Source organism: Streptomyces sp. NPDC002566 (assembly GCF_042889585.1).
In the GTDB taxonomy this organism is placed as follows: Bacteria; Actinomycetota; Actinomycetes; order Streptomycetales; family Streptomycetaceae; genus Streptomyces.
This window is the reverse complement of sequence record NZ_JBIARD010000003.1, coordinates 356136-374143: the sequence shown is the minus strand read 5'-3', so window position 1 is coordinate 374143 and position 18008 is coordinate 356136. Positions and strand designations below refer to the sequence as shown.

Below are 18008 nucleotides of genomic sequence, written 5' to 3'. Positions count from 1 at the left end.
CACCTTCCGGCGCCCGCGCGTCCCGCTCACTGCGAGCCGCGGAACTGGGGCCCCTCCACGATCAGTCCGGACACCAGCGCACCCGACATGCCGGCGTGCGGCAGCCCACCGCCCGGGTGCGACCAGCCGCCCACGGTGAACAGGCCCTCCACACCGGTGGAGTTGGACGGGTGCAGCAGCCGCCCCCCGGCCGCGGCCAGCGCCGGCGCCGGGACGGCGCCGCCCGCGGCGCCTGTCTCGTCCGCGATGTCGGCGGGCGTGCGCACCTCGCTCCACAGCAGGCGGTCCCGCAGCCCGGGGACGGCCCGCCCGGCGGCGTCGATCAACCGCTCGACGGCGTCGGCCGGCACATCCGCCCCCGCGGGCACCACACAGCTGACGGCGACCGCCTCATGGCCGGAGTCCGGCACCAGAGCCGGGTCGCCGGGCCGCAGCACCGTGACCGTCGGGCGCGCCGGCCTCCCCGCCGCCGCACCGAAGAGGCTCTCCAACTCGCCCTGGCGGTCGTCGGTGTGCACCACCGTCCGATGGGCGGCACCCTCCGGACGGCCGCCCCGCAGGGCCAGCAGCACGGTCAGACGGCTCGGCAGGCCCGTCTGCGGCACCACCTCGCCGTCGGCGCGCGGCGCGAGCCCCGGGAACCCTCCCGGAGCGAGGACGAAGTCGGCCTCCGCGACCGTGCCTTCCCCCAAGCCGGACGCCCCGGAACCGGTGCCGCCCGTGAACTCCACGCCCGCCGCCCGGCCGTCCTTCTCCAGCACCCGTGTCACCTCGGCGCCGAAGACGAACTCGACCCGGCGGGCCACGCACCGCTCGTACACCGCGCGGGCCAGCTCACGCATCCCGCCGCGCACGTACCACATCCCGAACGCGTGCTCCATGTACGGCAGCACGGCCGCGCTCGCCGGGGTGACGCGCGGATCCAGGCCGTACGCGAGCGCGTGGCTCTCCAGCAGCGCGGCGAGCCGGTCGTCGCGCAGCTCCCAGGCGCCGACCTCGGCCAGGGTGCCGGCCCGCCGGGTGCGCAGCAGTCGCTTGTGCGGGACCGAGGGGTAGGGCTCCCGCTCGCCCAGCACCGACCAGTCCGCCCACAGCGGCTCCTCCAGGAGCGGCCGGCGGGTGCGGTCCCAGGCCTCCCGGGCCCGGACGAGGAAGTCGCCCCAGCGCTTCCCGGCGCCCGCCCCGAGCGACTCCTCCAGGGCGGCGACGACTCCCGCGCGCGAGGCGTTCGGCAGGGCGACCTCGACGCCGTCCGCGAACACATGGCGTGCGGACGGGTCGACCTGCACGAGCTCGACGCGATCCTCCAGCGGCTCCTTGCCCGTCTTGAGGAACAGGTCGCGCCAGACCGCGGGCAGCGGCAGCAGACCGGGCCCGGTGTCGAAGGCGAACCCGTCCCGTTCGAAGCGGCGCACCGCACCGCCGTACGTCTCCGTACGCTCGTACACCACCACCCGGTGACCTGCCACGGCCAGCCGGGCGGCGGCCGCGAGCGCGCCCATCCCAGCGCCGATCACCGCAATCCGTGCCATGCCCGCGACTTTATCGGCCGCGACTGACAGTGACGGCCCCGGCCCGTTCCATCGGGCCGGAACGGGACGCCGGCGCCGCCGCCGGGTCGCCGGCGCCGCCGCCGGGTCGCCGGGCGTCGCACGGAAGCGCCGGTGCGTGGTGGCCACATCCCCCGTGGGCCACCGCGCACCGGCGCTTCCTCGTGCTTCCCCCGTTCCCCCGTTCCCCCGTTCGGTCGTTCCCCCGGGTCCCCCCGTGCCTCGCTCCCGCCGACCCGGCCGGCGGAAGGAGCGGTCCAGGACCGGCGCCGTTCCGCCGCCCCGTGTCGGCGGTGCCGGTGCCGTGCCCCTTCCCGTGTCTTCACTCTCCCGTCCCCGTGGACCCGCACCCATCCGCGCGCGTACTCATCTCCGCCACTAGGTACGCGTACTCAGCCATGAGTGCTCATCCCCAGGGCGCACGGGAAGGCGCCCCGGGAACCGGCCGCCCTAAGGGCGTCCGCTGACCCGCCCCTGGAGCAGCCGGGACAGCGCCGCGTGGACGTCGTCCAGCGAGCGTTCCGGCTGGAAGGACTGCCAGTCCAGCGCGGCCACCAGGACCATGCCCACCAGCGCGGCCGCGGTCAGCTGCACATCGATCTCCTCGCTGAACTCCCCGCCCTCGATGCCCTCCCGCAGCACCTCCTCGACGACGGCCACCGCCTCCTGCCGCACCACCATCAGCGTGGACTGCCACGCCCGGTTGGTGCGCCACAGCTCGGCCACGTAGAGCTGCGTGAACGCCGGATAGCGGTCGATGAAGACGAGGCCCGCGCGGATCATCGCGTCCAGCGCGTCGACCCGGCTGCCGCCCTCCCGCGCGGTGCGCTCGGCGGCCTCCCGCAGCGAGGCGGTGAGCAGGCCCACCCCGTGCCGCAGCAGCTCCTCGAAGAGGACCGACTTGCTCGCGAAGTTGTAGTAGACCGTGCCCTTGGCGACCCCGGCCCGCTCGGCGATCTCGTCCACCGTGGTGGCGGAGAAGCCCTGTTCGGCGATGAGGGTGACGGCAGCCTCGTAGAGCTTCTGCCGGGTGGCCTCGCGGCGGGTGCGGCCGCCCGGCGTGGTGGTGCTTTCCATGCCCCTGATTGTCACAGGTGCCCGGCTCGCCGGAGGGCGGGATCGCGTGCTCACAGGCTCAGCTCCGGGTGCAGGCGGTCCAGCGTCCACACCTGGCGCCGCCTCGCGGACAGCGCGGTCAGCGCGAGCGCGCCCGCGGTGAACGCGACGAGCACCACGCACGCGTGCCACACCGGTTCCAGGCCGCCGCCCGTGATGAGCCGGCGCAGCGCGTCCACGACGTGGCTCATCGGCAGGTAGGGGTGGATCGCGTTGAAGAAGCCGGGACTGGTCTGCACCGGGTACGTGCCGCCCGCCGACGTCAGCTGGAGCATCAGCAGCGCGAGCACGAGTATGCGGCCGGCCGCGCCGAAGCGGGCGTTGAGCCACTGGATCAGCGCCGCGAAGCACGCCGTCACCAGGAAGAGGAAGCCCACCGTCCCGGCGGCCCGCTCCATCCGCAGGCCGACCGCCCAGTGCAGCACCGCCATCAGCGCGGTCGTCTGCAGCACGCCGATCGCCACCACCGGCAGCCAGCCCGCCAGCGCGATCCGCCACGCCGAGGCGCCGGCGGCGAGCGCCCGCCGGTTCATCGGCGCGATCAGCATGTACGCCACCATCGCGCCCACCCACAGGGACAGCGGGATGAAGTACGGGGCGAACCCGGTGCCGTAGTTGGGCGCCTTGTGCAGGTCCTGGTTGGCGAGCCGCACCGGGTCCGCCATGACGGCGGTGCGCGCGTCGCGGGCCGGTTCGTCGTAGTCGGGGATCCGCTCGGCGCCGTCGTGCAGTCCGCCGGCGAGCTTCCCCGAGCCGTCGACCAGCTTGAAGATGCCGCCGTTGAGGTCGTCCGCCCCGGTCTTCAGCTTGCCGACGCCCTTGTCGAGGTTACCCGCGCCGGTGTCGGCGGCGCCGAGCCCGGTGTGCAGCTTCTGCGCGCCGGCGGCGACCTTCCCGGCCCCCTTGTTCAGCTCGTTGATCCTGGACACCGCGTCGGTGAGGTCCTCGGACAGGTTCGGGGCGCGGTCGGCGAGGGCCTGCGACTGCTTCTGCAGGAGGGCGAGGTTCGCGCGGAGCGTCTTGAGGTCGCCGTTCTGGTCGGCGACGAGCGTGTTGACGTCGTCGGCGATCAGCACGACGTCCGCGGCCGCGTCCCTGGCCTTCTTCAGGTCGGCGCAGGCCGGGTCGGGCAGCACCGGGGTCTCGCAGCGTGCCGTGTAGACGCCGGCCAGCGTGTCGGCGGCCGTGTGAGCGCCCTTGGCGGCGATCGGGGCGGACTTCACCAGCGTGGCGAGGTGGTTGCCGACCACCTGGGCGGAGTCCGCGACGAGTTGCGCGGTGTCCCCGATGGTCTTCTCGTTCTTCGCGACGTACGGCCCCACCTTGGCGTCGATGCCGTTGACCTTGTCGGCCAGGGTCTGCGTGCCGTCCGCGACCTTGCGCGACCCGTCCGCCAGGTCGCCGGCGCCCTTGTCGAGCTTCGTCAGCGCCTTGGCCAGCTTGTCGCTGCCCGTCTTGGCGTTCTTCAGCCCGTCGGCGAGGTCCTTGGAGCCCTTCTCGGCCTTGTCGATGCCGCCGGTCAGCTTGTCGGCCCCGTCGGCGGCCTCCTCGGTCTTGCCGTGGATGTCGGAGAACGAGATGAAGATCTTGTCGAGGAACGAGCGCGAGGCCTTCGTCGAGGCGGCCGTGCGCACCTCGCTGAAGACCGTCCGCGAGATCTGGCCGACGATGTAGTTGTTCGCGTCGTTCGTGCGGACCTGGAGGGCGCTCGTCTCGGGGGTCTCGCCGGAGCTGGAGGCGATCCGCCGGCTGAAGTCGGCCGGCATGGTCAGCGACAGGTAGTAGGTCCCGTCCTCCACGCCCGCGCGTGCCTGCGCGGCGCTCACCTCGTGCCACTCGAAGGTCGCGCTGTCCCGCAGCCTCTCGGTGATGTCGTCGCCCGCGGTGAGCCTCTTGCCGCCGACGTTCGCCCCCCGGTCGTCGTTGACCAACGCGACGGGGATGCGGTCGAGGCGCCCGTAGGGGTCCCAGAAGGACCACAGGTACAGCGCGCCGTAGAGCAGGGGCAGCAGCAGGAGGGCGACCAGTGCGGCGCGGGGGAGGCGCCCCCGGCCGAAGCGGCGCAGCTCAAGCGCGGCCAGTTTCGGGGAGCGCATCCGCCGGGTCCTCCTTGTAGCCGGTGTTCCGGTCGTCGGTCTTCGGGTCGGTCTTCGGGTCGTCTGTCTTCGGTGCGTCGTCTCGGGCGCCGGCGGGTGTGTCTCCGGCCGTCGCCTCGGTCGCGCCGGTGTCCGTGTCCGTGTCCGCCGCGTCCGCCGCCTCGGCCGCGTTCCCGGGGGCTTCCCCGTCTTCCCCGGCCTTCCCGTCTTTCCCCTGCCCGTCCTCGGCGGCGTCCGTGTCGCCTTCCGCCTCGGGAGCCGCGGCCGGTTCCGGGTTCCCCGCCCCGGTCGCCCCGGCCGCCCCGGTCAGGTCGGTCGCGCCGGCCTCGCCGTCCTGGTCGGACGTCGTCACCCGGACCGCGTCCTCGGGGGCCTCGCCGCACACCGCCACGACCGTCGTCCCGGCCGCGGTGAGGGACGCGAACAGCGCGCGCACGTCGGCGCGTTCCCCCTCGGACAGCTTCAGGTCGGCGTCGTCCACGCCGAGCAGCCCCGGCCGGCCGACGAGGGCCAGCGCCACCGACAGCCGCAGCGCCTCCAGCCGTTCCAGATCGCGAACGGCCGTCCGCGCGCCCTTGGGCAGCGACTCCAGGTCGAGCCCGGCGGCGGCGAGCGCGTCGTCCACGCGCGCGTCCAGCTCGGCGGCCTTCTCCGCGCGCGGGCGCAGCAGTTGCCGTACGGAACCGGAGAACCGCCGCTCCAGCAGCGCCCGTTCGCGCAGGTGCTCGCCGACGGTGAGGGCCGGTTCCAGGTCGGTGAGCCCGGCGACATGGGCCAGGGCGCTGACCTTGCGGGCCGCGGCCGCCTGTTTGGGCAGCCGTGCCGTGCCCACCGTCGCCGTGCCCTCCGTGGCCTTCATCCGGCCGGTGAGCGCGAGCAGCAGGCTCGTCCGGCCGGACCCCGACGGTCCCTCGATCACGATCAGCGAGCCCGGCTCCGCCCGGAAGCCGACGCCGCGGAACGCCCACCCGCGAGGCCCGCGGAGCCCGAGGCCGTCGGCCGTGACACCGACTCCGTCCACAGTTCCCCCTGTGTCCCACCAATTTGAACTGACTGGTCAGTGCAAAAACTAACGCGAACCTTCGCTCGAAGCAAAAGCGCAGGTCAGAACGGATTGTCAGTGCCATACCCCACGATGGGCACATACGGCACCCCGTATCGGGCCGTGCCGTCACACAGACGACAGGAGGTTCGTCATGGCCGGCAACCCCGCAGCCGCCCACCGGCGCCGCGCCTTCGGCCCTGCCCCCTCACTGACCGGACCGGCGAGCGACGTGCACCCCGTGCTGCGCCGGACCACCGCCCCGCCCGCCGCCCTCGACCTGCTCGCCCAGGCCCGCGCCGGACTGGATGAGGCCGCCGTCCTCGAGACCCCCAACGAGCGCTATGCCACGGCCCACCTCGCCGCCCTGCGCACCGCCGCCGCCGTGCTCGCCGCGCGCGGCCGGCCCGAGACCTCGCCCAAGCGCCGGGCCCGCATCCGGAGCGCATGGGAAGTGCTCCCCGAGATAGCGCCCGAACTCACCGAGTGGAGCGCGCTCTTCGCCTCCGGGGCCCGCCGCCGCGCCCGGGCCGAGGCCGGCATCCAGGGCGCGGCCGGCCGCAGGGACGCCGACGACCTCATCAGGGACGTGGCGATGTTCCTCCGCATCGTCGAACGCATGCTGGTCCTCCAGCCGGCCCTGCCCCAGCCCCGCCAGGACGGACCGCAGCACCGCGAAGCCCCGCCGCCCCGCCCCGGCACGCAGACGCACGACGCCCCGGGGGAGGGCCGGGACATGCCGGACGCCGGATGAGACGGCGGCCCCTGGCACCCCGGCGACACCCGGCACCCCGGCGACACCTGGTCACCCCGGTGCCCCTGGCGTCGCGGCGACCAGGTGCGGCGCTGAGGCGAGCGCCGCGAGGCAATAGGGTGGAGGACGCCTGAAGCCTTCCCCCTCGACCAGGGCCGGGAAGGCGCCCCGTTCGCTCCGCCGTGCAAGAGGCGGTGCCGCGCCGAGGAGTCAACTGCCGTGTCGGACCCGATGCGCCCTCCCGCCCCTCACCGCCCGGAGACGACGTCGCCGCGCTCCGACTCCCGCCCCCGCGCCGCTCTCCGCACCGCCGTCGTCCGGGACGTCCTCCAGGACGCCCTGGACCGCCTGGTCAAGGCCACCGGGCGGGAGTCGCTGGACGTCCTGGACACCGGGGGCGGCAGCGGCCAGTTCGCCGTGCTCGTGGCCCGGCTCGGGCACCGGGTCACCGTCGTCGATCCCAGCCCCAACGCGCTGTTCGCGCTGGAGCGCCGCGCCGCGGAGGCAGGCGTCGCCGACCGCGTCCGCGGCGTCCAGGGCGACGCGCACGGCCTTTTCGACGTCGTCGAACGCGGCGCCTACGACGCCGTCCTGTGCCACGGCGTCCTGGAGTACGTCGACGACCCGGCCGAGGGCGTCCGCAACGCGGTGGCCGCGCTGCGCTCCGAGGGCGTGCTCAGCCTGCTCGCCGCCGGCCTCGGCGGAGCCGTGCTCGCGCGCGCCCTCGCCGGTCACTTCACGGAGGCCCGGCAGGCGCTCACCGACCCGGCCGGCCGCTGGGGCGAGAGCGACCCCGTGCCGCACCGCTTCACCGCCGAACAGCTCACCGGCCTGGTCGAGGGCGCCGGCCTCGCCGTCGCCGCGGTGCACGGCGTGCGGGTCTTCGCCGACCTCGTGCCCGGCGTCCTCGTGGACACCGAGCCCGGCGCCCTGGAAGCGCTGCTGAAGCTGGAGGAGGCCGCCGCCGAGCTACCCGCCTTCCACTCCGTGGCGACCCAGCTCCACGTCCTCGGCGAGACCCGAGGGGCCGAAGAGGCCTGAGTGACCGGTGGGGTGACCCGCCCAGGCGCACGCTGATCAGCGGCTTGGCCGCACATGGAGTACGCCACAGGCCCCCCGTTCGGGCGCTGTGCGCCGTATGATCGAGGGAGACCGCCCGGCATGACGGGTCGGCCGCTGGGGAATGGAACCCCCAGCGAGTCCGGGACGCCCATGGCGGGCTCCGGTTGGCCAATTGGCGCAGAGGGGCGGGTTTCACGGGGGCGATTCCCTGCCTATCCTGAAGGGACCCCCCGGGTCGCCCCGGCGACTGCACGATGAGGAGGACTCCGTGCCGCTCTCGGAGCACGAGCAGCGCATGCTCGAGCAGATGGAGCGAGCGCTGTACGCCGAAGATCCCAAGTTCGCGTCGGCGCTCGAGGGAAGCGGGCTGCGTACGTACACCCGGCGGCGGGTCTACCAGGCAGTCGCCGGCTTCCTCGTGGGAATCGCGCTCCTCATGGCCGGTATGGTCGCCAAGCAGGTCTGGCTCAGCGTGATGGGCTTCCTTGTCATGCTCGGGTGTGCGGTGCTCGCCGTGACCGGCTGGCGCAAGGCCCCCAAGCCGGGCGAACAGCCCGCCGGCGCCGCCGCCCACCCACGTGGTCAGGGACGGCCCAAGCGCTCCATGATGGACCGGATCGAACAGCGCTGGCAGCGCCGCCGCGACGAGCAAGGCGGACACGGCCACTGATACCGGCCTCACGCTCCTGACAGCCGGCCCCGCAGCGCCTGGCCGACACAGGGCACCGGACATCGACGAGAGACATCGACGAGGGGGCGACCACCCGACAAGGTGGTCGCCCCCTCACTCGTGCCCGGATCAGACGCTCTGGCCCTGCTCTCCCGACGGCCGGCGCAGCAGCGTCGCCAGGCGGGCCGCCCAGGCCGTCCTCAGAGCCGTCCAGCGGTCGGCGAGATCCCAGACGGCCCGGACCGCGGAGCGCGGCGCGAGGACCGCGCGCACCCGGGTGCGCCGCCCGACCCGCGACCGCAGGGCCGCCCGCACCCGCCGCACCTCGTCGGCCAGGCCGGCCTCCGCCCGGGGCCGGGGCGCGTACAGCACCTGCTCCACCGCGCCCGCCACCCGGTGCACCGACGCGGCCACCGTGTCGTCGAGCTCGCCCAGGCGGACGATCCGCGCGGCCGCCCGCCGGGGCGTCAGCGCGTCGTCCGGCGTGATGCCGTAGTCCCAGGCCGTGTCGGTGAGCTCCCGCCACACCGCCAGGACATGGGCGACGGCCGCCTCCGCGGTCTCCCGCACCGGCACGTCCACCACCACCCCCGGACCGGGAACGGCCGCGTCCGGGCCGTCGGCGCCGGCCCGCCCAGCACCCCCGTCGACCCCGCCCGCGGCGGCGCCCGCGGCGCCGGTGTGCTGGGCCGACGCCAGCCGCACCGACCGCCGTCTCATCCGCCACAGCATCGGCAGCAGCGCCAGCAACAGCACCGCGGCCCCCAGCAGGGTCCAGCCCCCGATCTCGTACCACGGCAGCCCGCCGCCGCCCTGCTCGGCCTCGTCCAGCGGCAGCGCGCCCAGGCAGGCCTCGGCCTTCTTGTCCGCCGCCGAGCAGCTGGTGCTCGCCGAGGGCTGCGCCGAGGGCGCCGCGCTCGCCGACCGAGAGGCCTGCGGCAGCTCCGCGATCGCGTCACCGGTGTTCTCCGGCAGCGTGTACGCAGGCGTCGTCCCCCGCGTCGGGGTCGGCTCGAAACGGGTCCAGCCCACGCCCTCGAAGTACAGCTCCGGCCACGCGTGCGCGTCCTTCAGGCTCACCGCCACCGAACCGTCCGTCTGCGGGGAGCCCGGCGCGAAGCCCACCGCCACCCGGGCCGGAATGCCCAGCGTGCGGGCCATCGCCGCCATCGCGAACGAGTAGTGCACGCAGAAGCCCCGCTTGTCCCGCAGGAAGCGGGAGATCGCGTCCTTGCCGCTGCCGACCTGCACCTCGGTGTCGTACTCGAAGCCGCCCGTGACCGCGAACCAGTCTTGGAGCTCCACCGCCCGCTCGTAGTCGTTGCGCGCACTCCGGGTGACCTGCAGCGCCGTCTTCGCCACCGACGCCGGCAGCGACGACGGCACCTCGGTGTAGTCGCTCCTGACCGAGCCGGCCGCCTCCGGGGCCGAGGCCAGCTGCTTCGCCGTCGGCCGCACCGCCAGGCTGGTCACCTCGTACGTCTTGCCGCGCGTGTTCTGGCCGTGGTCGCCCACCAGGGTCATGCCGACCGGTTCGTACCGCCAGTTCCCGCTGATCTTCACGGCGCTCGGCGGGTACGGCATCGGCAGCCAGTCCTGGGCGTACCAGTCGGCGGCCCTGATCCGGGTCGTCACCTGGGAGCGCCTGACGTCCGGGCTCAGCCCGGCCGGCGTCGGGAAGTCGTCCGGGACGGCGACGATCTGGCGCTTCGAAGGCTTCCACGTGGTGCCGTCGAAGTCGTCCAGGGAGACGATCCGCAGATACAGGTCCGAGAGGTCGCCGGAGTCGGTGCGCAGGGTCAGGACCGTGCGGTCCTCGTCCTGGTTCAGGCTGTCGCGCAGCGACACCAGCGGGTTGACCGCGGAGATCGTGCCCCCGCCGCCGCTGCCCGCGCCCACCCCGTTGCGCGCGCCGTCCAGCAGACCGCCGCCGATCGCCGGCAGCGGCAGCAGCGGCACCACCAGCGCCACGCCCAGGGCGACCGCGCCGATACGCCGCCCGGTGCGCAGCGGCGCCACCGGGCCGGACGGCCCGCCGGGCGTGCGCGGAGCGCCGCCGAAGACCCGGCCCCACTGCGAGAGCCGCTCCCGGCTCTCCGCCAGGAGCAGCATCAGATAGCCGGCGGCGGCCACCAGGAACCACAGCCAGTCCGCGACCCCGTCCGACAGGCCCGCGGCGACCGAGTACAGCGCCAGCAGCGGCAGACCCGCCGGGGCGGCGTTGCGGAAGGTCACCGCGAGGGTGTCCACCGCCAGGCCGATCACCAGCACACCGGCGACCATCATCAGCCGGATGCCCTCGGACAGCGGCGCCGGTATCGCGAACCGCCCCACGTCGTCCGCGCCGGCCTGCAGCAGGTCCGCGAAGTGCTGGACGGCCCGCGGGCCGGGGATCAGCCCGGCGATGGCCTGCTCCCGGGCGAAGACCAGGGTCAGCAGCACCAGCGACACCACCGCCTGCGCCAGCACCGTCAGCGGCCGGGCCAGCGGCACCCGCCGCGTCGCCGCGCCCACCCCGGACTGGACCGCCAGCAGGAACGCCGCCTGCAGGACCCACGAGGCCTGCTCGACCAGGGGCATCATCGCGAGGGAGGCCATCAGCGTGGCCGCCGCAGAGCACAGCGTCAGTCGCGCCCGCCCGCTCAACATCACGCCTCCCCTCCGCTCGCCCGGCCCGCGGTCACGACACCGGAACGCTCCTGGTCCGCCCGCTGCCACAACTCGGTCAGCGAAGCGCCCCGCGGCACGCTCACGGCCGTCCAGCCCGCCTCGCGCAGCATCCGCAGCCGCTCCTTCGTCCTGTTCATCGTTTCGGGGGCCTCGTTCGGTTCACGCCCCCACGTGTCGCCGTCCAGCAGGAACGCGACCGCGCCGCCGCTGCGCTGGCGCATCCTCCCGGCCACCGCGGCCTGCTCCTCGTCGAGTTCGCCGAAGAAGGCCACCAGCAGCCCCTCGTTGCCGCCGCGCAGCACGTCGTACGCCCGGGACAGGCCCGTGCCGTCGGAGTGGTCGACCACCGCGAGGGTGTCCATCATCAGCCCGGCCGCGTCCGCCGACTCCTGGCTGGCCCCGGCGAACCCGTCGGCGCCCTCGCCGGGCACCGAGGCGCCCGTGTCCGTCAGCAGCCGCACCGAGAAGCCCCGCTCCAGCATGTGCACCAGCACCGACGCGCAGCCCGAGACCGCCCACTCGAACGCCGAGTCGGGACCGGCGCCCCGGAAGGCCGCCCCCCGGGTGTCGAGCAGCACCGTGCAGCGGGACCGCTGGGGCTGCTCCTCGCGGCGCACCATCAGCTCGCCGTAGCGGGCCGTGGAGCGCCAGTGCACGCGGCGCAGATCGTCGCCGTAGCGGTACTCGCGCGGGATCACGTCGTCCTCGCCGGCCAGCGCCAGCGAACGCTGCCGGCCGTCGCCGTACCCCTTGGCCTCGCCGGTCAGCCGGACCGCGGGCAACGCCTCCACACGGGGAACGACCGTCAGCGTGTCGAACGTCGAGAAGGAGCGGGTCAGCTCGCACATCCCGAACGGGTCGTTCAGCCGCAGCTGGAGCGGGCCCAGCGGATAGCGGCCGCGCAGATCGGAGCGGACCCGGTAGGACACCTCGCGGCGGCCGCCCGGCTCGACCCGGTCCAGCACGAACCGGGGGCGCGGACCGAGCACATAGGGCACCCGGTCCTGGAGCATCAGCAGGCCCGTGGGCAGCCGGGAGACGTTGTCCATCCGCAGATGGACGCGGGCCTCGCTGCCGGCGGGCACCCGGCCGGGGGCGAGCCGGCGGCTGCCGGCGACCCGGTAGCGGGTGCGGTGGACGACGGCGGCGCACACCAGCGGCAGCGCGGCCAGCAGCAGGCCCACCCGCAGCAGGTCGGGCTGCCCGAGGACGTACGCGCAGATCGCGGCGGCGACGCCGGCGGCGAGGAAGGAGCGGCCACGGGTGGTCAGACCGGCCAGGGCGGTGCGGACGCCGCCGCCCTTCTCCCCCCGGCCGGTGTCCGCCTGCCCCGTCCCGCCGTGGGCCATCACAGCCCCCGCGGCGGCCGGCCGTACGACTGCGCGTCCGCGCCCAGGCCGTAGCCGCGCTGCTGCGGGGCCGCCGGGACGGGAGTGCGCTGGAGGATCTCCTCGACGACCTGCTCCGAGGTGCGCCGGTTGAGCTGCGCCTGCGCGGTGGGCAGCAGACGGTGGGCGAGAACGGCCACGGCGAGGTTCTGCACGTCGTCCGGCAGCGCGTAGTCGCGCCCGCTCAGAGCGGCGGAGGCCTTCGCCGCGCGCAGCAGATGGAGCGTCGCGCGCGGCGAGGCCCCGAGTCTGAGGTCGGGGTGCGTGCGGGTGGCGGCGACCAGGTCGACCGCGTACCGCCGGACCGCCTCCGCGACGTGCACCGCGCGGACCGCCTCGATCAGCTTCACTATCTCGTGCGCGTGCGCCACCGGCTGGAGGTCGTCCAGGGGGTTCACCCCGCCGTGGATGTCGAGCATCTGAAGCTCGGCCTCCGGGCTCGGGTAGCCGATGGAGACCCGGGCCATGAAGCGGTCGCGCTGGGCCTCGGGCAGCGGGTAGGTGCCCTCCATCTCGACCGGGTTCTGCGTGGCCACCACCATGAACGGGCTGGGCAGCTCGTAGGACTGCCCGTCGCTGGTGACCTGGCGCTCCTCCATCGACTCCAGCAGCGCCGACTGCGTCTTCGGCGAGGCGCGGTTGATCTCGTCGCCGATCACGATCTGCGCGAAGATCGCCCCCGGCTTGAACTCGAAGACGTGGTGCTGCTGGTCCCAGATGGACACGCCCGTGATGTCCGACGGCAGCAGGTCGGGCGTGAACTGGATACGCCGCACCGAGCAGTCGATCGACCGCGCCAGCGCCTTGGCGAGCATCGTCTTGCCCACGCCGGGGACATCCTCGATCAGAAGATGTCCCTCGGCGAGCAGCACGGTCAGCGAAAGCCGTACGACCTCGGGCTTGCCCTCGATCACTCCCTCCACCGAACTGCGGACACGCTCCACAGTGGCGGTCAGATCAGTGAGGCTCGCTCGATCGTCATAGGTCGTCACCCGGCCCTCCTCGGCCCGTTCTTTCCAGGCCGACGCTTCTGCCCGCGCAACGGCCCACCCCGAATACGGACACCACGCGGAAAACGTTCGCGTGATGCCATCACCGCATTCTTGCCGCCGTTACCGTTTCGTGTCACTCGCCTGTGGACAACTGACAGCGGTATGTCAGCTCTCAGGCCTCTTGTGCCGACTCGGGGTCGGCCTCCCGCTCGGGGTCGACCTCCCGCAGCAGACCGGTCTTGACGTCGAACACGAACCCGCGGACGTCGTCGGTGTGCAGGAGGAACGGCGAGGTCCGCACCCGCTGCATCGACTGCCGTACGTCCTGGTCGACGTCCTTGAAGGCCTCGACGGCCCAGGACGGACGCTGGCCGACCTCCATCTCCAGCTCGGAGCGGAAGTCCTCGGTGATCGCCTCCAGACCGCAGCCGGTGTGGTGGATGAGGACCACGCTGCGCGTGCCCAGCTTGTGCTGGCTGATCGTGAGCGAGCGGATCACGTCGTCGGTCACCACGCCGCCCGCGTTGCGGATCGTGTGGCAGTCGCCGAGCTCCAGGCCGAGCGCGGCGTGCAGGTCGAGACGGGCGTCCATGCAGGCCACCACGGCGACGTGCAGCACGGGCCGGGCGTCCATGCCGGGGTCGGCGAACGCCGCGGCGTACCGCTCGTTCGCCGCGACGAGGCGGTCGGTCACGGAGCCGCCGCCCGCGGTGCCGGCGGACTCGACGGGTACGGATGCGGAAGTCGTCATGAGTATGACGTTACTGGTCACCGCCGTTCCGGTCCTGCGGTGGGGAGGGAAAAAGAGCGTCATCACGCCGCACTTGTGAGGTAAGCCACAAGAGTGAGAGGCGGCCACCCGAACGGGTGGTTTCGGGCGGTGCGCCGCTTCATACGCGCATGGAGCCGCGACGCGCAGGCCGGTTGATTGACCGCGACACAGGGTGGACTAAAGTGACGCGAAGCGGGAGGCTGCGATCTCCCCGCTGGACTGAATTCCCCGAGATGACCCCGGCGCGGCCGCCGGAGATCTCCCCGCGTGCGCGGCGCGTACGTACGGCTCGGCCTCCTCCCGCTCCCGGTCGGCTGACGCTTCCGGCGCCGGCGGGCCTGCCTTCTTCAAGCGGGCGGGGACCCGGCGGTGCGTACGGGCCCGCCGGATCTGAGAGGGCCCACAGTGCAGGGGCGCGAAGCGCATTCGAACAAGGGCGGTGCCGAGCGACGGGAGGGCGAGGCCCGACACGTCCCGGTGATGCTCCAGCGCTGCCTGGACCTGCTGGCCCCCGCCCTGGAGCAGCCCGGAGCCGTCGTCGTCGACTGCACCCTCGGACTCGGCGGCCACAGCGAGGCCCTGCTGACGCGCTTCCCCGAGGCGCGGCTCGTCGCCCTCGACCGGGACAAGGAGGCCCTGCGCCTGTCCGGCGAGCGCCTCGCCCCCTTCGGTGACCGCGCCGAGCTCGTGCACGCCGTCTACGACGAACTCCCCGCCGTCCTCGCCCGGCTCGGCATCGCGCGCGTGCAGGGCGTCCTGTTCGACCTCGGCGTGTCCTCCATGCAACTCGACGAGGCGGACCGGGGTTTCGCCTACGCCAAGGACGCCCCGCTCGACATGCGCATGGACCAGTCGGCCGGCGTCAGCGCCGCCGAGGTCCTCAACACCTACCCGGCGGGCGAACTCGTGCGCATCCTGCGGGCGTACGGCGAGGAGAAGCAGGCCAAGCGGATCGTCTCGGCGATCGTCCGCGAACGGGACGAGCAACCGTTCACCAACAGCGCGCGCCTGGTCGACCTGATCCGCTCCGCGCTCCCGCAGGCCGCCAAGCGCACCGGCGGCAACCCGGCCAAGCGCACCTTCCAGGCCCTGCGCATCGAGGTCAACGGCGAACTCGCCGTGCTGGAAAGGGCCGTACCGGCCGCCGTGAAGGCCCTCGACGTGGGCGGCCGGATCGCCGTGCTGTCGTACCACTCCCTCGAGGACCGGCTCGTCAAGCAGGTGCTCGCGGCCGGAGCCGCCACCACCGCGCCGCCCGGACTGCCGGTCGTCCCCGAGCGCTACCAGCCCCGGCTCAAGCTGCTCACGCGCGGTGCCGAACTTCCCACCGAGGAAGAGATCGCCGAGAACCGGCGGGCGGCGCCCGCGCGGCTGCGCGGGGCCGAGCGCATCAGGGAGGACGTCGAATGAGGGGCGCGACCTGCCCGGGGGAGGGCGAGTGAGCGGCGAACCCGAGCTGAGGGGGAGGGCCGCCCGGCTCGCGCGCCTCTTCCCGGCCGGACCGCGCCGGGCGGCCCGCACCCCGTTCGTCCTCCTGGTCGTCCTGCTCCTCGGCGGCGGACTCATCGGCCTGCTCGTGCTGAACTCCGCCCTCAGCGAAGGGTCGTTCAAGATGGACGACCTGCAGAAGGACACCAAGAGCCTCACCGACGAGGAACAGGCGCTCCAGCGGGACATCGACTCCTACTCCGCCCCGGACGCCCTCCAGCGCCGCGCCCGCGAACTCGGCATGGTGCCCGGCGGGGACCCCGCCTTCCTCGCCCCCGACGGCACCGTGAAGGGCGTCCCGTCACCCGCCGGCATGCCCTCCGCGCGGGACGCCCCCGCGGCCGTCCGCCCGCCCGAGGTCATCGGGGCCGGCGCCCCGGCGGCCCCCGCGCCGGGCGACACCCCGACCGCAGCCACCCCCACCACCGACGGCAGGTGACGGAAGTGTCCGACAGGGAACCGCCGCGCCGGCGCGTGCCCGGCCCCGCCCGGCCCGCCCGCCCCGCGGCCGGGACACGGCGCCCCGGCCCCGGCGCCCGCCCCGCCCGCCGCCCGGCGGCGTCCCGGCCGGCGGCCCCGCGGGTCATCCGGCTCGGCAGCCCCCGCCCCCGTCTGCGCCTGGTCGGCCTCGCCCTCACCCTCGTGATGGCCGCCTTCGTCGTCCGGCTGCTCCAGGTGCAGGCCGTCGACGCGAGCACCTACGCGGCCAAGGCCGAGCGCAACCGGTACGTCGGCCAGGTGCTGACCGCCGAGCGCGGCGAGATCACCGACCGCTCCGGCGTCGCCCTCGCCACCAGCGAGGACGCCTACGACATCACCGCCGACCCGACGATGTTCGCCCGCGACCAGCTGAAGATCGACGACGGTCCCGAGCGGGCGGCCGCCCTCCTCGCGCCGATCCTCGGCCAGGAGCAGTCGGACCTGGTGAAGAAGCTGCGGCCCGAGGACCCCGACGTGCGCTACACCAAGCTGGCCGGGCGCCAGACCCCGCAGGTGTGGAAGCAGATCAAGGACCTGAAGTCCGCGCTCGCCACCAAGTCGGACACCGACCGCTCCACCGTCAACGTCCTCGCCGGCGTCTTCTCCGTGCCCAGCAGCAAGCGCGTGTACCCCAACGGCGGCCTCGCCGCGGGGATACTGGGCTGGGTCAACGCCGAGGGCAAGGGCGGCGGAGGCGTCGAACAGCAGCTGAACGCCCTGCTCTCCGGCAAGGACGGCAAGATCCGCTACGCCCAGTCCGGCGGCCGCCAGGTGCCCACCGCGGGCTCCACCGAGACGCCCGCCGTGCCCGGCTCCGACGTCGAGCTGACGATCGACCGCGACATCCAGTGGGCCGCGCAGAACGCCATCACCGAGCAGGTGGAGAAGTCCCGGGCGGACCGCGGCTACGTCATCGTCCAGGACACCCGCACCGGCGAGATCCTGGCCATGGCCAACTCGCCCGGCTTCGACCCCAACGACCTGTCCGACGCCCGGCCCGATTCCCTCGGCAACGCGGCCGTCCAGGACGCCTTCGAGCCCGGGTCGACCGCCAAGGTGATGTCGATGGCGGCCGTCCTGGAGGAGAACGCGGCCACCCCGCTCACCCACGTCACCGTGCCCAACCGGCTGCACCGCGGCGACCGGCTCTTCCAGGACGACATCGACCACCCCACCTGGTACCTCACGCTCAACGGCGTGCTCGCCAAGTCCAGCAACATCGGCACCATCCTGGCCACCGGCCAGCTCGGCAGGACGCAGGCCGAGGCCAACAAGGTCCTCCACTCCTACCTGCGCGAGTTCGGCATCGGCCGCGCCACCGGGCTCGGCTTCCCCGGCGAGACGCGGGGCATCCTCGCGGCGCCCGGCGCCTGGTCGACCTCGCAGCAGTACACGATCCCTTTCGGCCAGGGCATGTCCGTCAACGCGCTTCAGGCGGCCTCCGTCTACTCGACCATCGCCAACGGCGGCGTCCGCGTCCAGCCGAGCCTCGTACGCGGCACCAAGGGGCCCGACGGGCGCTTCACCCCGGCCGACGCCCCGCAGAAGAAGCGCGTGGTGAGCCAGAAGACGGCCAGGACCCTCGCCCAGATGCTGGAGTCGGTCGTGGACGACGAGGAGGGCACCGGCGCCAAGGCGCGCATCCCCGGCTACCGCGTGGCGGGCAAGACCGGCACCGCCAACCGCGTGGATCCGGCCACCGGCAAGTACCGCGGCTACACCTCGTCGTTCGCCGGATTCGCCCCCGCCGACGCCCCCCGCGTCACCGTGTACTGCGCCATCCAGAACGCCACCCAGGGAAGCTACTTCGGCGGTCAGATCTGCGGCCCCGTCTTCAAGCAGGTCATGGAGTTCTCCCTGAAATCCCTCCAGATCCCGCCCACCGGGGCGAAGCCCGCGAAGCTGCCCGTCTCCTTCTCCCCGTGAAC

Annotated in this window: 14 protein-coding genes; 6 read left to right on the top strand and 8 right to left on the bottom strand. The window is 73.8% G+C overall.

Translation table 11 applies throughout. From position 1 onward, the window contains the following. Window positions 1-26 precede the first annotated feature (26 nt). The 4 genes from ACFYXA_RS14455 to ACFYXA_RS14440 all read right to left on the bottom strand — a co-directional run bounded on the left by ACFYXA_RS14455 (window position 27) and on the right by ACFYXA_RS14440 (window position 5783). Window positions 27-1532, bottom strand: a complete 1506-nt coding sequence (locus tag ACFYXA_RS14455; protein WP_389032389.1) for a phytoene desaturase family protein — start codon at window positions 1530-1532, stop codon at window positions 27-29. 468 nt (window positions 1533-2000) lie between these two features. Beyond that, entirely contained in the window at window positions 2001-2627 is a 627-nt protein-coding gene (locus tag ACFYXA_RS14450) for a TetR/AcrR family transcriptional regulator (protein ID WP_352246313.1), read from the bottom strand. Window positions 2628-2677: 50 nt separating this feature from the next. Then, window positions 2678-4762: a YhgE/Pip family protein gene (locus ACFYXA_RS14445; RefSeq protein WP_389032385.1), complete on the bottom strand. Its 2085-nt coding sequence runs from the start codon at window positions 4760-4762 to the stop codon at window positions 2678-2680. Further along, window positions 4734-5783 carry an ATP-binding cassette domain-containing protein gene (locus tag ACFYXA_RS14440; protein ID WP_389032382.1) on the bottom strand — a complete coding sequence of 350 codons (1050 nt, stop codon included), beginning with the start codon at window positions 5781-5783 and terminating at the stop codon, window positions 4734-4736. The genes ACFYXA_RS14445 and ACFYXA_RS14440 overlap by 29 nt, the downstream gene beginning before the upstream one ends. A gap of 175 nt (window positions 5784-5958) precedes the next feature. On the opposite strand from ACFYXA_RS14440, the gene ACFYXA_RS14435 reads away from it, so the two are divergent. From ACFYXA_RS14435 to ACFYXA_RS14425, 3 genes are all read left to right on the top strand, one after another. Continuing rightward, on the top strand, window positions 5959-6558 hold the full coding sequence (locus tag ACFYXA_RS14435) for an SAV_6107 family HEPN domain-containing protein (protein ID WP_389032379.1): 600 nt from the start codon (window positions 5959-5961) through the stop codon (window positions 6556-6558). Between the two features lie 219 nt (window positions 6559-6777). Further along, window positions 6778-7599, top strand: a complete 822-nt coding sequence (locus ACFYXA_RS14430; protein ID WP_352246309.1) for a methyltransferase domain-containing protein — start codon at window positions 6778-6780, stop codon at window positions 7597-7599. Between the two features lie 289 nt (window positions 7600-7888). Further along, the gene (locus tag ACFYXA_RS14425; RefSeq protein ID WP_352246308.1) at window positions 7889-8290 is read left to right on the top strand and encodes a DUF3040 domain-containing protein; all 402 of its coding nucleotides are present in this window, start codon (window positions 7889-7891) and stop codon (window positions 8288-8290) included. Between the two features lie 129 nt (window positions 8291-8419). On the opposite strand, the gene ACFYXA_RS14420 is transcribed toward ACFYXA_RS14425, so the two are convergent. From ACFYXA_RS14420 to ACFYXA_RS14405, 4 genes are all read right to left on the bottom strand, one after another. Further along, window positions 8420-10936, bottom strand: a complete 2517-nt coding sequence (locus tag ACFYXA_RS14420) for a DUF3488 and DUF4129 domain-containing transglutaminase family protein (RefSeq protein ID WP_389033389.1) — start codon at window positions 10934-10936, stop codon at window positions 8420-8422. A gap of 2 nt (window positions 10937-10938) precedes the next feature. Beyond that, window positions 10939-12309, bottom strand: coding sequence for a DUF58 domain-containing protein (locus ACFYXA_RS14415; protein ID WP_389032375.1), 1371 nt, complete (start codon window positions 12307-12309; stop codon window positions 10939-10941). After that, on the bottom strand, window positions 12309-13340 hold the full coding sequence (locus ACFYXA_RS14410) for a MoxR family ATPase (RefSeq protein ID WP_352246306.1): 1032 nt from the start codon (window positions 13338-13340) through the stop codon (window positions 12309-12311). Before ACFYXA_RS14410 ends, ACFYXA_RS14415 begins: the two co-directional genes overlap by 1 nt. 172 nt (window positions 13341-13512) lie before the next feature. After that, the gene (locus ACFYXA_RS14405) at window positions 13513-14154 is read right to left on the bottom strand and encodes a beta-class carbonic anhydrase (RefSeq protein ID WP_389033385.1); all 642 of its coding nucleotides are present in this window, start codon (window positions 14152-14154) and stop codon (window positions 13513-13515) included. A gap of 363 nt (window positions 14155-14517) precedes the next feature. On the opposite strand from ACFYXA_RS14405, the gene rsmH reads away from it, so the two are divergent. The 3 genes from rsmH to ACFYXA_RS14390 are packed head-to-tail and all read left to right on the top strand — an operon-like array spanning window position 14518 to window position 18006. Further along, window positions 14518-15522 (top strand): 16S rRNA (cytosine(1402)-N(4))-methyltransferase RsmH, encoded by a 1005-nt coding sequence (gene rsmH / locus ACFYXA_RS14400; protein WP_389032371.1) that lies wholly within the window; start codon window positions 14518-14520, stop codon window positions 15520-15522. Window positions 15523-15550: 28 nt separating this feature from the next. Continuing rightward, window positions 15551-16039 (top strand): septum formation initiator family protein, encoded by a 489-nt coding sequence (locus tag ACFYXA_RS14395; RefSeq protein ID WP_389032368.1) that lies wholly within the window; start codon window positions 15551-15553, stop codon window positions 16037-16039. Window positions 16040-16044: 5 nt separating this feature from the next. Further along, on the top strand, window positions 16045-18006 hold the full coding sequence (locus ACFYXA_RS14390; protein WP_389032365.1) for a peptidoglycan D,D-transpeptidase FtsI family protein: 1962 nt from the start codon (window positions 16045-16047) through the stop codon (window positions 18004-18006). Window positions 18007-18008 lie beyond the last annotated feature (2 nt).

Excerpts from the sequence above, each read along its gene's own strand:
- ACFYXA_RS14450 (WP_352246313.1), bottom strand. The coding sequence starts at position 2,627 with ATGGAAAGCACCACCACGCCGGGCGGCCGCACCCGCCGCGAGGCCACC.
- ACFYXA_RS14445 (WP_389032385.1), bottom strand. The coding sequence starts at position 4,762 with ATGCGCTCCCCGAAACTGGCCGCGCTTGAGCTGCGCCGCTTCGGCCGG.
- ACFYXA_RS14435 (WP_389032379.1), top strand. The coding sequence starts at position 5,959 with ATGGCCGGCAACCCCGCAGCCGCCCACCGGCGCCGCGCCTTCGGCCCT.
- ACFYXA_RS14405 (WP_389033385.1), bottom strand. The coding sequence starts at position 14,154 with ATGACGCTCTTTTTCCCTCCCCACCGCAGGACCGGAACGGCGGTGACC.
- ACFYXA_RS14415 (WP_389032375.1), bottom strand. The coding sequence starts at position 12,309 with ATGGCCCACGGCGGGACGGGGCAGGCGGACACCGGCCGGGGGGAGAAG.
- ACFYXA_RS14455 (WP_389032389.1), bottom strand. The coding sequence starts at position 1,532 with ATGGCACGGATTGCGGTGATCGGCGCTGGGATGGGCGCGCTCGCGGCC.